This is a genomic window from Natranaeroarchaeum aerophilus (genome assembly GCF_023638055.1).
Lineage (GTDB): Archaea > Halobacteriota > Halobacteria > Halobacteriales > Natronoarchaeaceae > Natranaeroarchaeum > Natranaeroarchaeum aerophilum.
Genome location: NZ_JAKRVY010000001.1, coordinates 798,818 through 812,945, shown reverse-complemented (window position 1 = coordinate 812,945; position 14,128 = coordinate 798,818). Strand labels below are relative to the sequence as shown.

Below are 14,128 nucleotides of genomic sequence, written 5' to 3'. Positions count from 1 at the left end.
ATTGATTCGGGTATGACTGCTCCCTGGGCCGAGTGGGACCACATCGTGAAGATCGACCCCGACAAGACGTTACCGGACGGGGAAACGTACGAGGACGTGCTTGCAACCGGAACTGACGCCATCGAGATCGGCGGGACGACCGGGATGACGACCGACAAAATGGAACGCGTCATCGAGGCGTGTGCCGCCCACGACGTGCCGCTATATCTCGAACCGAGCGCACCCGAAGTCGCCGTCAACGACGACGCGCTCGACGGCTACCTCATCCCGACCGTGTTCAACACCGAGAACCCGTTCTGGCTCGCGGGCGCGCACAAGGAGTGGACCCGGATCGAGGACGACCTGCCGTGGGACCGGATCACCACGGAAGCGTACATCGTGATGAACCCCGACTCGGCAGTCGCATCCTACACCGAGGCCGACTGCGACCTGAGCCCCGACGACGTCGCTGCCTACGCCACTGTCGCCGAACGACTGTTCGGCCAGGAGATTATCTACGTCGAGTATTCCGGCACGCTCGGTGACCCCGAAATCGTCGGCGCGGCACACGACGCCCTCGACGAGGCCACCCTCTTTTATGGCGGCGGTGTCCACGACTACGACTCCGCGTACGAACTCGGCCAGCATGCGGACGTCGTCGTCGTCGGCGATCTGGTCCACGACGAAGGGGCCGAGGCCGTCGCCGAGACGGTCCGTGGCGCACAGGACGCCTGAGGTATGCCACCCGAGTAGCTACTTTTTCCAGCGATCACGGTAGTCACGAGCGAAGCTCTCGAACGCGATCGGCTCGCGACCGAGGAGCTCCTGTACGTCGTCGGTGACGCGGTCGGCGAGTCCCAGCCGGGCGGTAGTGTAGATCCCGCCCATCACGAACACTTTGGCGGGGTCGTGATCGATCCGGTAGCGTCGAACGAGAAACCGGGGAAGCGACGGATCGGCGTACTGTATCTCGCGATCGAGCACGGTTGAAAGGATCCTACAGACTTCCGAGTAGTCGAGCGCCGCCGAGCCAGTGATATCGTACGTTCCAGTTCGGTGTTCGGTGAGCGCCGCGACCGCACAGTCAGCGACGTCTCGGGCATCGACGAAACTGGTCTCGCCGCTACCCGCGGGGACGAACAGCTCGCCGTCCCTGATCTCGTTGCGGTGTGTCGTCGTCAGGTTCTGCATAAAAAACGAGGCCCGGAGAACGGTTGTGTCGACGTCCGAGCTCGCTAGCCACGACTCGATGCGGGCGTGCGGAATGACGCGGTTCCGACCTGCGCCGAGTACCGACAGGAAGACTACCTGTTCGACACCCGCCCCGACCGCCGCCGCGAGCGCGGGGACAATATCGCGCCGAACGCGGGAGATGGCAGGCGGCCGGACCAGAAAGAGACGATCGACGCCGCGGAACGTCTCGCGGTAGGTCGTGGGATCGGTGAAATCGAACCGAGTCACCTCGCAGTCGAATCGCTTGCGCGCGGACGCCGGACTCCGGCTGGCCACTCGCACCGTTAGCTCTGCCCGATCGAGCAGGCGGTCGGCGACCAGCGATCCCACCGTACCGGTTGCGCCGGTGACCAGTACCTGCGTCATTGACCAACATCTACCAGCGCGGCGACACAGCCCGCCGCCGCGACCACGTGTGTTACTCCCAGTACGACCAGCCGTGGAATCGTCGCACCGTCAAGCGTCGCCGCGAAATCGAGGGAGACAAACGAAACGAGCAGAACCACCGCAGCGATAGCGAGGAACGGCCGATCCGGATCGGCGAGTCGCCAGTCCAGCAGGCTGTAGGTTATCGCCGCTCCGATTCCTGCGAGCGTCGAGACGAGCACGACCGGTACGAGGCTGAGCGGGCCGAACAGGCCGACAGTCAGGTACGCGAGGACGAGCACTACGAGGTTGCCCGCGACCGCGAAACTGAGCGCAGGGACGGCTCGACCGATCACAGTCCGAAGGCCAGTGCGTATTGTCATACCCCAGACTACACTCTTCGAAGTAATAAGCTTGTAACTTCGAAGTATCGAAGTATTAGCCGTCTATCGCCGCCAGTTCCAATAGTTCGAAAACAAAAGTATTAGTGATCGGACGCCGTTACGACGCTTATGAGCGGGAACAACGGTCCGCCAGCAGATCACGCACCGCCGGGACGAAAGACGGGCGAGGACGTCAGAGCGCGACGCGAGACGCTCTCCGACGAGGATCGGGCAGCGGTCGAGGCGACCGTCGCCGACCTGCTCGATGTGCTCGGGAAAGCCCACGCGATGGCGGTGCTCAGCGAATTCGCCGTCGCCGAGGAGCCCCTGCGTTTTTCCGATCTCCAGTCAACGCTCGACGTCCCGCCGAACACGCTCTCGACGCGGCTCTCCGAGCTGACCGAGGCGGGGCTGCTGATCCGGGAGTCCCACGACGAAGTCCCCCCGAGAGTCGTCTACGAGCCGACCGAAAAGGCCGAGGAGCTGTTCCCCGCCTTCGGCTACCTCCACGAGTGGGCGATCGATCGGGTCACGGACCAGTAGACGATCCCGACCCACGCTCACCGCCACGGCCCGAACGTCTTCTCCATGACTCGCACCGGCAACGGCACCGATTCTCCCTCGTACTCCTTCTGGATCGTCTCATCCCTGATCGTCCGGTAGCCCTGCCGTTCGTAGAACGGGACCGCGTTGAGCGAGGACCACAGCTCAACGCGGTCGAGTCCCTGACCCAGCGCGTACCCCTCCAGATGGGCGAGGATCGTCGAGCCGACGCCACATCGTGCGTGATCGGGGTCGACGTACACCGCACGGATCTCCTCGGCGTTGGTGATGACGTGACCGTAGCCCGCGATTTTGCCGTCTCGTTCGGCGACGACCAGATGGTGACCGTTCTCGGTGGTCGGATAGGCTTTCGTCCCGTCTTCCTTCTCGGCCCAGGCATCGATCTGCCGGTTGTTGTACGCATCTGCCCCCAGTACACGGATCGCGTCGGTGTGAAGCGCGAGAATTGCCTCCGTATCCTGTCCCGTCGCGATACGAACTGACGTCATGCAGCCAGAGTGTGACTCCAGAATCGAAAGTGTACCGCTACCCTCGATTCAATATAGCACTCTTAGGTTTACAGTCTGTGAGCCGCGCTGGATGTCTCCACACCGAACCGACGCAGTTTAAGGCTCGGCGGCGAAAATCGGGGGTATGGAAGACCGAACGTATACAGCGGACGCCGAACCGGGCGACACCGTCACCGTCGCCGGGTGGGCACACGAGCTTCGCGATCTCGGTGGCATCGCTTTCCTTATCGTGCGGGACACAAGCGGAAAGATTCAGGTCAAGTTCGAGAAAGACGAGATGGACGACGACCTCGTCGAGACCGGCCTCAACATCTCCCGCGAGAGCGTCGTACAGGTGACCGGCGCAGTCGAAGAGGAGCCGCGCGCGCCGACCGACGTCGAGATCGTGCCCGAGGAGGTCGAAGTGATCGCCGAAGCCGACCCCGAACTGCCGCTCGACCCCTCCGGAAAGGTCGACGCCGACCTCTCGACGCGGCTCGACAACCGGACACTCGACGTCCGCAAGCCCGAAGTGAAGGCGGTCTTCGAGATCCGCGCGGAGATCCTGCGCGCGGTCCGGGAGTACTTCCGATCGGTCGGCGGGACCGAGATCAACACGCCGAAGATCGTGGCTACAGGCACCGAGGGCGGAACTGAACTGTTCCCGGTCACCTACTTCGGCGAGGAGGCCTTTATGAACCAGTCGCCACAGCTGTTCAAGCAGCTGATGGTCGGCTCGGGCCTCGAACGCGTCTTCGAGATTGGGCCGATCTTCCGTGCCGAGGAACACAACACGCCCCGACACCTCAACGAGGCGACGATGATCGACTTCGAGTCCGCCTTCATCGATCACAACGAGGCGATGGACGTCTGTGAGGGCACGCTGCACGCCGCCTACCAGGCTGTCGAGGAGAACTGCGAGGAGCAGCTCGAACTGCTCGGTTACGACGACTTCGCCGCGCCCGAGGAGGACTTCCCGCGACTCACCTACGAGGAAGCTATCGAACGCATCAACGCGACCGGCGAACTCGACGAGCAGCTCGTCTGGGGCGACGACCTCTCGACCGAGGCCGAGAAGGCACTGGGCGATGAGATCGGCGGCCACTACTTCATCACCGACTGGCCCAGCGAGATCAAGCCGTTCTACATCCAGGACTACGACGACGATCCCGAGCTCTCGAAGGGGTTCGACCTGATGCACCCGCGCATGGAACTGGTTTCGGGCGGCCAGCGTGAACACCGCTTCGAGGCGCTCGAAGCAGGCTTCGAGCAGCAGGGTCTGGACCCCAGCCAGTTCGAGTACTACACGAAGATGTTCCGCTACGGGATGCCGCCCCACGCCGGGTGGGCCTACGGCGTCGAGCGCGTCGTCATGACGATGCTCGATCTCGATAACATCCGGGAAGCGGTGTTGTTCCCGCGAGATCGTCAACGTCTGAGCCCGTAGCGAAGACGTTGAGAGCCAGCGAGGCGAGCGCTGCGAGTCTCGCCGGATCGCCGGCGTCTGTCGCCGTAGGCGACGGCCGACAATTGACATCCTTTCTGAAGCGCAATCACTAAACGGCCGACGCCCGTCATTACGGTCAATGCGAGCAGAGCCGCAAGATTTCGGTCGGGTCCTGTCGTCGATGTGTACGACACCGCACCCGGCAGCCCGTGAAGCGGCCGAGCAGTTTCTCGCCACGAATCCTGGCGATCCCGACACGTATCAGGCGGTTGCCGATCTGGAAGCCCAGGCGATCACACAGTTGGCCGAGATCACCGGCCTCGCCAGTCCACACGGCTACGTCGCCAGCGGCGGGACCGAAGCCAATATTCAGGCCGTGCGAGCGGCCAGAAACCTTGCCACGACCGCGGAACCGAACGTCGTCGTGCCCGACAGCGGCCACTTCAGTTTCCAGAAGGCTGCTGGCGTACTGAACGTCGAACTCCGTACTGCGCCAACAACCGACGAGTATCGGGTCGATCTCGACGCCGTCAGCGCCCTTGCCGACGAGGATACCGTCTTGATCGCAGGTGTCGCCGGAACGACCGAATACGGTCGGGTCGACCCCCTCGGCGAACTGAGCCGGATTGCGCGGGACGTCGACGCTCTCTTTCACGTCGACGCGGCCTGGGGCGGCTTCGTCCTACCCTTTACCGACTACGAGTGGCGCTTCGATCAGGTCCCGATCGATACGATGACGATCGATCCCCACAAGATGGGGCAGGCCGCGGTGCCAGCCGGTGGATTTCTCACTTCGATGCCGGACGTCCTCGATGCGCTGGCGATCGACACGCCCTACCTCGAATCGACCGATCAGGCGACGCTGACAGGCACCCGAAGTGGGGCGGGCATCGCCAGCGCCGTCGCTGCTATGGAGGAACTGTGGCGGACGGGCTATCGCGACCAGTTCCAGCGATCGATGCAAAACACTGAATGGTTGGCTGACGCCTTCGCGGACCGCGGGTTCGATACCGTGTCGCCGACGCTTCCGCTGTTGGCGATTGACCTCCCTGACGGACTGTTTTCCAGACTCCGCGAGGAGGGGTGGCGGATCTCCCGGACGGGCGCGGGAGAACTGCGGATCGTCTGTATGCCCCACGTCACTCGCGAACAGTTGTCTGCGTTCATGGCGGACGTCGATGCCCTGCGAGCACGACCTCGAACGAACTCCTGAGCGATCGGCCCGGAGTCTAACAGTGCGTATACCTCGCGTAAACCCGACCAACAGTGGCTAAAACGGGGCCTTCCGACAGCTACGGCTATGCTATCTAAAGCCGTTTCTACACGTAGGACCCCTCGATCCCGGGCGTCCCACATCATGAACATCGAGATACTCAACTATCCACGAACCGGTGACGAGACGGCACGAACGATCATCCTCGGCGGGCTACTGGTACTACTGTCGGTGCTCGTCGTTCCGACGATACTGCTCGTTGGGTATCTCCTTCGGGTGCTTCGCAGTTCGGCGGCCGACGAGCCACAGCCCCCCGTGATGGACGAGTGGCGGGAGCTGTTCGTCGACGGGCTCCGCGGGACGGTGGTCTCGATCGTGTACGGGCTGATACCACTGGTCGGAGTCGCGGTAGCGGTCGGCGGCGTCATCACGATAGGTGCTGAGTTCGGCCTCCTCGGTGTGCTCGGCGTGCTGATCGGCGGCCTGCTGTGGCTCGGGCTCACCATCGCCGTCGCATACGCGCTTCCGGCCGCACTGGCGAACGTCGCCGAGGAGGAGACGATCGATTCGGGGTTCGACTGGGCTCGGCTGCGCCCGGTTCTCCGGAGCGAGGCGTACGCCTCGGCGTGGCTGGTCGGATTGCTGGTCGTCCTCGCTGGAGGAGCGATCGCTAGCCTGCTGAATGTCGTTCCCGTACTTGGTGTGGTCGGTAGCGCCTTCGTGGTGTTCTATACGCTGGTCGTCGCCTACCACGTCGTCGGGCGAGTGTGGGGCGACCACGCCGAGGCCCTGCTGAGCGTCGACCCGGATGTCGGCAAGGAGCAGTCCGCAGTCTGAGAGACTCTCCTTCTGGTATTTGCTGCGGCCACCGAGATATAAACCAAATGTCGAGATATCAAATCGGCGTGCGGAATCTGCTACCGCGCCATCACAGCTATTCGACGAGATAACTGGCTTCGAATAGTGTAGCTTAATGCTACAATTATTGTAGTATTGGGTCAGGAGAGACCAGCAATGCTACACTGACCGCGCATCGTCTTGCGCGGCGAGACCGAGATACGGCTGTAGCTGCTCGGCAGCCGGGAGGAGTTCGATCGTATCAGCATCGGGGTCGTACCGGAGAACACCAGCGTCCGCGAGTTTCGGCAGGTGTCTGTGATACAGACCGGTTGCAATTCGCTGGTGGTGGTGCTCCCCGTCAACTGCCTCCCACACGGTCAGCGCGTCCGAGAGTTCGTGCAGGCTAATTGTCCCGACCTGCTCGGTGAGATAGTACAGCGCGTGTCTGCGGCGCGTGACACTCAATAGATCGAAAATGACCTCCGCGGATAGTTCGTTCCGTACGGCCCCGTGCTTATTGTCTCTGGTATCTGTATTCATGGTTCCCTGCGTACACACACGGTGGGTACGACCCTACCTTCGGCCGGGGAGTTATAATAATATGTACTCGTTATGTACGGATATTAAAGTGATAGTTACAGACCGCAACAGACAGCTACATCTCGCAGGTGATCTCGATAGTCCAGTCCGGGACGCTGCTAGCTGGCGTCTCGATCCGCCAGCATCCGGCGATATCTTCCCCGTCCGCAAAAGCGGTCAGTAGCAGGTCAGTCAGTTGTGCCTCGAATTCGTGGGTGGCAGACTCGTTTCGGTGAGTGGCCGCATCGTCGGTCGTCATGGTTGTCGGGAGAGCAGCGCGCCTGAAACGCTATGTGCGTCGATGGCGCTCGTCGCTGCTTCTCAGGGAGTTCAGACCGGACAGACGTATAACGGTATCGTGACACTGGAACGGGCCGGTCGGAAACCAGCGGGTTTTACTCGGGCAAGCAACGATGAGGGAGTATGAGCAACGACGAGTTTCCGACGGACAGTCCGGCAGTGGTGACCTGCGGGCTGCCGTACGCCAACGGCGACCTGCATATCGGTCACCTGCGCGGGTACATCGGTGCGGACGCGTTCAACCGAAGTCTACAGACGCTGGGCCAGCAGTCGGCCTACGTCTGTGGATCGGACATGCACGGCACGCCGGTCGCGGTCAACGCCGAGAAGGAAGGTGTCGACCCCGAGGAGTTCGCCCTGGAGTGGCACGAACAGTACGAGGAGACGTTTCCGAAGTTCAACGTCGAGTTCGACAACTACGGCCACACCCACGACGAGACGAACACCGAACTGACCCAGGAGATCGTCCGGACCCTCGATGAGAACGGCTACATCTACGAGAAGGAGATTCAGGTCGCCTACGATCCCGACGCCGACCAGTATCTGCCAGATCGGTACGTCGTCGGGACCTGCCCCTACTGCGGTGAGAAGGCTCGCGGCGACGAGTGCGACGAGGGCTGTCAGCGCCACCTCGAACCCGGCGAGGTCGAGGACCCGCAGAGTTCGATCACCGGCAACCCCGCGGAGTACCGCGAGCGCACCCACAAGTTCTTCGAGGTCTCGGAGTTCGCCGACTACCTCACCGACTTCCTCGACAACCTGGAAGGGACATCGAACGCCCGGAACCAGCCGCGCCAGTGGATCGAGGACGGCCTGCAGGACTGGTGTATCACGCGAGATATGGACTGGGGGATCGACTACCCGACCGCCGAGGGGGAAGACGAAAGTGACCTCGTCCTCTACGTCTGGGTTGACGCACCGATCGAGTACATCGCCTCGACGAAGCAGTACTCGGAACGTGTCGGCACCGACGAGTACGACTGGGAGCAGGTCTGGAGAGAGCAAGGCGAGATCGTCCACGTAATCGGTCGGGATATCATCCAGCACCACGCGATCTTCTGGCCGGCGATGCTCGAAGGCGCGGGCTACAACGCACCGCGCGGGATCGCCGCGACAGGCTTCATCACGATCAACGGCAAGGGCCTGTCGACGAGCCGGAATCGTGCAATCTGGGCCAAAGAATACCTCGACGAGGGGTTCCATCCCGACCTCCTGCGGTACTATCTGACGACGACCGGCGGCCTCCAGCAGGACGTCGACTTCTCGTGGGATGCCTTCCAGGAAAAGGTCAACGGCGAGCTGGTCGGCAACGTCGGAAACTTCCTCTACCGGAGCCTGCTGTTTGCATACCGGAACTACGAGGGGACACCCGACGCGGACGTCTCCGCCGAGGTCGAAGAGCGCATCAAAGACGCCATGGACGCGTTCCAGGCGGGCGTCAACGACTACTCGCTACGGGCGGTCGCCACCGCGACGCTCGAACTCACGAAGTTCGGTAACGAGTACATCCAGCGCAACGAGCCCTGGAACCTCGTCGACGACGATACCGAGCAGGCTGCACAGGTCATCCGCGACTGCGTCCAGATCGCGAAGGCGACCGCCGTGCTGTTCGAGCCAATTGCCCCCGGCAAGGCCCAGCTCGTCTGGGAGCAGCTGGGCGAAGCGGGGACGGTAGCCGACACGGAACTCGAGGACGCGCTCGCTTCCCCGCCCCGCGAATTCGACGAACCCGACGAACTGTTCGGCAAGATCGAGGACGACCGCGTCGCCGAACTCAACGAGAAACTCGACGAGCGTATCGAAGCAGCAACGGACGAGGCGGCGGACGGCGAGGAAGACAACGACGACGCGAGCGAGGACGATGTCACCGACGTAGAACCCGTTCTCGACGACCGGATCAGCTTCGACGAGTTCCAGGACCTCGACATGCGAGTCGGCCGAATCGAGAGCGCCGAGGGCATCGACGGCGCGGACGAACTGCTCCGCCTCGACGTCGACATCGGCGTCGAGACGCGCCAGATCGTCGCCGGGCTCAAGCAGCTTCACGACGTCGACGAGCTACCGGAGACGAAGGTAATCGTGATGGCGAACCTGGAGCAGGCCGAACTGTTCGGCGTCGAGAGCAACGGGATGGTGCTTGCGGCTGGCGAGCAGGCCGACCTGCTGACGACACACGAAGACGCCGAACCGGGGACGAAGGTACAGTAGCCGACGAGAGACTCGCTATGCTTTAGAGGGGACGGTCGCAACGAGGTGTATGAGTCAACCGAGTTCCGCCCTCCCCACGTGGTGTGAGGGTGACGACTGGTGCCCGATGGAGTCGACGGCCGCGATCATCGGCAAGAAGTGGCATCCAGTCATCGTCCACACGTTGCTAGAGAACGGCCCGCTCGGGTTCAACGCCCTGCAACGTGATCTGGACGGTATCTCGTCGAAGGTCCTCTCGGAGAGTCTGGAAGATATGGAGGACAAACACCTCCTCGAACGACGGGTTATCAGCGAGACGCCGTTCCGGGTCGAGTACGCGCTCACCGAACATGGAGAATCCCTCGAACCGGTGATCGACGCAATGATCGACTGGGGTGAAACGTATCTCGAAGAGGCCACAGAGCCTGCCGAGTCGATCGTGTAGTCGCCGCTCTACGGGCGTGGTCGGAACGTAAAAGTGTGCGCCGCGCAGTTTCCTTTCTATGATCGATACGCTACTCGGACGCGCTGGCCTCAAAGAGCGTATTCACGAGCTAGAAGCCGAGCTAGCCGAGCTCGAAGAGGAGCGCGACGGGCTGCGAGAACAACTCGACGCCGCCGAGGAGCGACGCGCCGACGCAGTCAGTGACCGGCAGGACGCTCAGGAACGGGTCAACCGGCTAGAAGACAGGGTGACACAGCTTGAGGACACGGTCGAACGACTCCGGGACGAGGACAGCGAAATCTCGTTTCGATCCGTCGACGACGTTCGAGGGGGACGTCTGGCTGGGGTACTCGACCGGCTGGAGAGCTTCGAGACCGACGAGGAAGGGGTCTTTACGACGATGGTGGAGGGTCATGCCTCGTCAACGACGCGGGATGCCTTCGGTGAGCGAACTGCGCTCGTCGAGCGCGCCAGTCCCTGTCTGGCGATCACCGACGACGAGGGGCTGCTAAGCGTAGCGTTGCGTCCCCCTGTTGCCCCCGAGTCGTTCGAGCGGTGGGGTGAGCGCGTCGAGATCGACCGCGAATGGTTCCGACCAACCGGCCGATACGCGGTGGCACTCGTGCGTGCCGATCTGTTCGCACTCGGAGAGTACACGGGCGACGAGCAGCTATCTACCAGCGGGTTCCGGACGGACGTGAAAGGCGACCACTCGAAGGGGGGCTACTCGCAGGCCCGCTTCGAGCGGCTCCGGGAGGAGCAGGTGCGTCGACATCTGAACAAATGTCGAGAAAAAATCCAGGAACGATCTGCAGATCGACTGTTCTTGCTCGGCGACGCCGAAGCGATCGACCGGCTAGAGGCAGACGTGGACCCCGCTGCAACGGGAACGGTGGACGCATCGGGCAAGCCCAAACCGGCCCTCAAGAACGCGGTGCAGGAGTTTTTCACCGTGCGAATGTACACGCTGTGACATCGGGTGTTGGAGCGTACGCTGAATATTCAACAATGACCGCTGTCAGTCGTCCGTTCCAGACGACGTGTTCCCGGCCGTCGTCTCGGCCACGTTCACCGCCGCGACGTTTTCGGCGACGTCGTGCACGCGGACGATGTCGACATCGCGCTCGGCCGCGAGTGTCGTCCCGGCGATCGTCGGGGGGAGGCGCTCGTCGGCGTCCTGGCCGGAGAGCGCGAACATCGACTTGTGCGAATGGCCGATCATGATCGGACAGCCCAGCGCGGCGAGTTCGTCACACCGATCCAGTAGCTCGAAGCTTTCCGCCGAGCGCTTCCCGAAGCCCAACCCGGGATCGACGACGATCTGCTCGCGATCGAGCCCTGCTTTCTCGGCGAGCAGGACCCGTTCTGCGAGCTGATCGATCACGTCCTCGACGACATCGTCGTAGTCGATCTCGGTGTCGGGATCGACCGGCGCGTCGACGCTGTGCATGACGACTAGCGCGGCGTCGTGCTCGGCGGCGACAAAGCGCATCTCGGGGTCTTCGAGCCCGGACACGTCGTTGATGATGTCGGCACCGGCCTCGACGGCGGCCCGAGCAACCTCGGCTTTGCGGGTGTCCACGGAGATCATGGCATCCAGATCGGCGATGGCCTCGATCACCGGGACGACCCGGTCGATCTCCTCCTCCACGCTGACCGGGTCGGCCCCGGGTCGCGTGCTCTCGCCGCCCACGTCGAGGATCGCCGCGCCGTTTGCGACCATCCGCTCGGCGCGTTCGCGTGCCGCTTCGACGGCGTTGTACTCGCCGCCGTCGTGGAAGCTATCCGGCGTGATGTTGAGGATGCCCATCACGGCGGTGCCCTCATCCCACGGGTAGCCGCTCTCGGGGTCGGCCGTGCGGATCCCCAGGGTCTCACGGATCTCCTCGCCGACGACCGAGAGGCCGTAGGGCTGGCCGTCGAGTTTGTCCACGAGCCGGTTGAACTGGGCCATCGTCGCCATCATCACGACATCGATGATCACGTCGTCCTGATCGTTCAGCCCGGAGAGGGCACACTCGCCGCCGAGGCTGAGCAGTTCCTCTTTGAGGTACTGGGCCTGCCGCTTCTGGACGCGGGTTTTGAGCACGCGGTGGACGCCCTTGCCGCGCATCCGCCAGACGCCCGGATCGGTGACGTGGGCGTCCGAGAGGACGGCGCGGGCATCGTCGATCTCCTCGACACGTTTTGGCACCTGCAGGCGTGTCCAGCGCGTCCGGGCTTCAGCGACGGTGAACAGCGATCCGGTGACGAGCACGCAGTCGTCAGCGTCGGCCTCGCGGAGCGCCCGCGAAAGCGCGCCCTCGACGGAGTTGTTCGTGACGACCTCCTCGGCCCCGCTTGCCTCGAATACCCGCGCGAGTACGGCCTCGTCCTCGGCGCGATCGAGGTCTGGCTGGCACGCCACGACGCGGTCGGCGGTCGGGAGCGCGTCGGCCATCGCCCGGTGGTCCTTGTCGTGCATCCCGCCGAAGACGAGATGGAGGTCGTCGTACTCGAACTCCGTCAGGACCTCCGCGATCCGCTCGCAGGCACCAGGGTTGTGTGCGCCGTCCAGCACGGTCAGTGGCTCCTGCTCCACGACCTCGAACCGGCCGGGCCAGTGCGAGCGCCGGAGGCCGGTCTCGATCGTGGTTTCGGCGAGGTCGCCCCCCTGCTCGTCGATGACGTGCCGGGCGAGCGTCGCCGCGATGGCCGCGTTCTCGGACTGGTGAGCACCCAGTGTCGGGAGCCGCGTGTCGACCGACCAGTCTGGCCCCTCGATTCCGATGGCGGCTTCGGTGTGATTCGTCCGGCCGCCGTAGGTCGGCACCACGTCGCCGCCCGCGCCGACGGTGACGACCTCACCAGCAATCGAGCGGACGGCGTCGAGCGCTACACCGTCGACGCCCGTCACCAGTGGCGCATCGGCGGGTGCGACGTGGGCTTTGTCCTGTGCAATCTCCTCGATCGTATCCCCCAGGACGCCCGTGTGTTCGAGCGTGACGGAGGTGACTGCGCTGGCGACCGGATCGACGACGCTCGTGGCATCTTTCTTGCCGCCGATGCCGACCTCCAGCACGACGACGTCGACGTCCTCGCGGGCGAACTGCCAGAGTGCCATTGCAGTCGTCGCCTCGAAAAACGTCGGGGAGATCCCCTCCGCCCCGCGATCGCGGACGTGCCCCTCGACGTGCTCGACGAACTCACAGACGGCCCCTTTCGGGATCTTGCGCCCGTCGACACGAATGCGTTCGCGCAGGTCCTCCAGATGTGGCGACGTAAAGAGTCCGACGGTGAGACCGGCCTCCCGGAGGATCGACTCCGTCATTCGGGCCGTGCTGCCCTTGCCGTTCGAGCCAGCGACCTGCACGCAGTCGAGATCGTCGTGTGGGTCCTCCAGTGCGGCGAGCAGATCCGCGGTCGACTCGATCCCGGGGCGTGGACCGAACCGGCGCAGATCGTAGAGGAAGTTCGCCGCGTCGTGGAACTTCATATCGAACACGTCCCGTGCCGTGCGCTTTAGACTGTCGGATGGCGCTACTCGATCCGGGCGTACACGACGTAGTACGCGACCACGAGCACGATCAGCAGGAGCGAGAATGCGCTTGCCGCGGTGAGTGCGTCGTCGGTCGTCGCGAAGTCGTCCAGCCGGAAACTGATAATTTCCCGTGCAACGGCGATAATCGCTGCGCCGATGACGATCCGAATAACCGGTTCGTCACGGACGTACGCCAGCAGCGTTCGGTGGACTTCGACGATAATCAACAACAGCAAGACAGTATCGAGCAGCCGGACGAGCGCGACCGGCTCCGTGAACTGTCCAGTCACGAACAGCCCGTACAGGCCGATCAGGACGTCGAAGACGCCGATCAAAAACAGCACCAACAGGACGTACGCGGTCGCGAGCACCAGCCAGTCCATGGCTGTCTGGCTCGGTACGGCGAACTGTGACACCCGACTGTCCATAGGACAAACAGTGACTGCGGCTTCAAAAAGCGCGTACCTGACGAACCAGCCCGCCGAGCGATAGCCGTTTCTGAACAGGTGGGACAGCGACGCCCGACCCACATCTCGAATTCTGAACGGTTGAACAGGAGGGACTCGCGGGTTTTATATTTGAGG

15 protein-coding genes are annotated in these 14,128 nt (G+C 63.3%); 8 read left to right on the top strand and 7 right to left on the bottom strand.

Translation table 11 applies throughout. The annotated features are described in order from the left end of the window. The first annotated feature begins 12 nt into the window (after nucleotides 1-12). A complete protein-coding gene (locus AArcSt11_RS04200; protein WP_250594896.1) occupies nucleotides 13-714 on the top strand; it encodes a phosphoglycerol geranylgeranyltransferase in 702 nt (233 codons plus the stop codon). 18 nt (nucleotides 715-732) lie between these two features. Here the strand turns inward: AArcSt11_RS04200 and AArcSt11_RS04195 are convergent, their stop codons facing one another. Further along, on the bottom strand, nucleotides 733-1,578 hold the full coding sequence (locus AArcSt11_RS04195; RefSeq protein ID WP_250594895.1) for an NAD(P)H-binding protein: 846 nt from the start codon (nucleotides 1,576-1,578) through the stop codon (nucleotides 733-735). After that, nucleotides 1,575-1,961, bottom strand: a complete 387-nt coding sequence (locus AArcSt11_RS04190; RefSeq protein WP_250594893.1) for a hypothetical protein — start codon at nucleotides 1,959-1,961, stop codon at nucleotides 1,575-1,577. Before AArcSt11_RS04190 ends, AArcSt11_RS04195 begins: the two co-directional genes overlap by 4 nt. A gap of 129 nt (nucleotides 1,962-2,090) precedes the next feature. On the opposite strand from AArcSt11_RS04190, the gene AArcSt11_RS04185 reads away from it, so the two are divergent. Continuing rightward, on the top strand, nucleotides 2,091-2,504 hold the full coding sequence (locus AArcSt11_RS04185) for a winged helix-turn-helix transcriptional regulator (RefSeq protein WP_250594891.1): 414 nt from the start codon (nucleotides 2,091-2,093) through the stop codon (nucleotides 2,502-2,504). A 17-nt stretch (nucleotides 2,505-2,521) separates the two neighbouring features. Here AArcSt11_RS04185 and AArcSt11_RS04180 read toward each other — a convergent pair whose 3' ends face one another. After that, on the bottom strand, nucleotides 2,522-3,013 hold the full coding sequence (locus AArcSt11_RS04180; protein WP_250594889.1) for a GNAT family N-acetyltransferase: 492 nt from the start codon (nucleotides 3,011-3,013) through the stop codon (nucleotides 2,522-2,524). A 145-nt stretch (nucleotides 3,014-3,158) separates the two neighbouring features. On the opposite strand from AArcSt11_RS04180, the gene aspS reads away from it, so the two are divergent. The 3 genes from aspS (at nucleotide 3,159) to AArcSt11_RS04165 (ending at nucleotide 6,510) form a co-directional block, all read left to right on the top strand. Next, nucleotides 3,159-4,460, top strand: a complete 1,302-nt coding sequence (gene aspS, locus AArcSt11_RS04175; RefSeq protein ID WP_250594887.1) for an aspartate--tRNA(Asn) ligase — start codon at nucleotides 3,159-3,161, stop codon at nucleotides 4,458-4,460. A gap of 139 nt (nucleotides 4,461-4,599) precedes the next feature. Continuing rightward, nucleotides 4,600-5,673 (top strand): tyrosine decarboxylase MfnA, encoded by a 1,074-nt coding sequence (gene mfnA, locus AArcSt11_RS04170; protein ID WP_250594886.1) that lies wholly within the window; start codon nucleotides 4,600-4,602, stop codon nucleotides 5,671-5,673. A gap of 144 nt (nucleotides 5,674-5,817) precedes the next feature. Beyond that, nucleotides 5,818-6,510, top strand: coding sequence for a DUF4013 domain-containing protein (locus AArcSt11_RS04165; protein ID WP_250594884.1), 693 nt, complete (start codon nucleotides 5,818-5,820; stop codon nucleotides 6,508-6,510). Nucleotides 6,511-6,690: 180 nt separating this feature from the next. On the opposite strand, the gene AArcSt11_RS04160 is transcribed toward AArcSt11_RS04165, so the two are convergent. Then, on the bottom strand, nucleotides 6,691-6,978 hold the full coding sequence (locus tag AArcSt11_RS04160) for a DUF7344 domain-containing protein (RefSeq protein ID WP_250594882.1): 288 nt from the start codon (nucleotides 6,976-6,978) through the stop codon (nucleotides 6,691-6,693). Nucleotides 6,979-7,168: 190 nt separating this feature from the next. Next, a complete protein-coding gene (locus AArcSt11_RS04155; RefSeq protein WP_250594880.1) occupies nucleotides 7,169-7,351 on the bottom strand; it encodes a hypothetical protein in 183 nt (60 codons plus the stop codon). Between the two features lie 164 nt (nucleotides 7,352-7,515). Here AArcSt11_RS04155 and metG point away from each other — a divergent pair, with 164 nt between their 5' ends. From metG to AArcSt11_RS04140, 3 genes are read left to right on the top strand one after another with little or no spacing between them, the layout of a single operon-like run. Beyond that, nucleotides 7,516-9,600 carry a methionine--tRNA ligase gene (metG, locus tag AArcSt11_RS04150; protein ID WP_250594878.1) on the top strand — a complete coding sequence of 695 codons (2,085 nt, stop codon included), beginning with the start codon at nucleotides 7,516-7,518 and terminating at the stop codon, nucleotides 9,598-9,600. Nucleotides 9,601-9,649: 49 nt separating this feature from the next. Then, a complete protein-coding gene (locus AArcSt11_RS04145) occupies nucleotides 9,650-10,024 on the top strand; it encodes a winged helix-turn-helix transcriptional regulator (RefSeq protein WP_250594876.1) in 375 nt (124 codons plus the stop codon). A gap of 58 nt (nucleotides 10,025-10,082) precedes the next feature. Beyond that, nucleotides 10,083-10,997 carry a Vms1/Ankzf1 family peptidyl-tRNA hydrolase gene (locus AArcSt11_RS04140; RefSeq protein ID WP_250594874.1) on the top strand — a complete coding sequence of 305 codons (915 nt, stop codon included), beginning with the start codon at nucleotides 10,083-10,085 and terminating at the stop codon, nucleotides 10,995-10,997. A gap of 45 nt (nucleotides 10,998-11,042) precedes the next feature. Here AArcSt11_RS04140 and folP read toward each other — a convergent pair whose 3' ends face one another. Further along, entirely contained in the window at nucleotides 11,043-13,499 is a 2,457-nt protein-coding gene (folP, locus tag AArcSt11_RS04135; RefSeq protein WP_250594872.1) for a dihydropteroate synthase, read from the bottom strand. A gap of 44 nt (nucleotides 13,500-13,543) precedes the next feature. Next, nucleotides 13,544-13,972, bottom strand: a complete 429-nt coding sequence (locus AArcSt11_RS04130; protein WP_250594870.1) for a phosphate-starvation-inducible PsiE family protein — start codon at nucleotides 13,970-13,972, stop codon at nucleotides 13,544-13,546. Nucleotides 13,973-14,128: the final 156 nt, after the last annotated feature.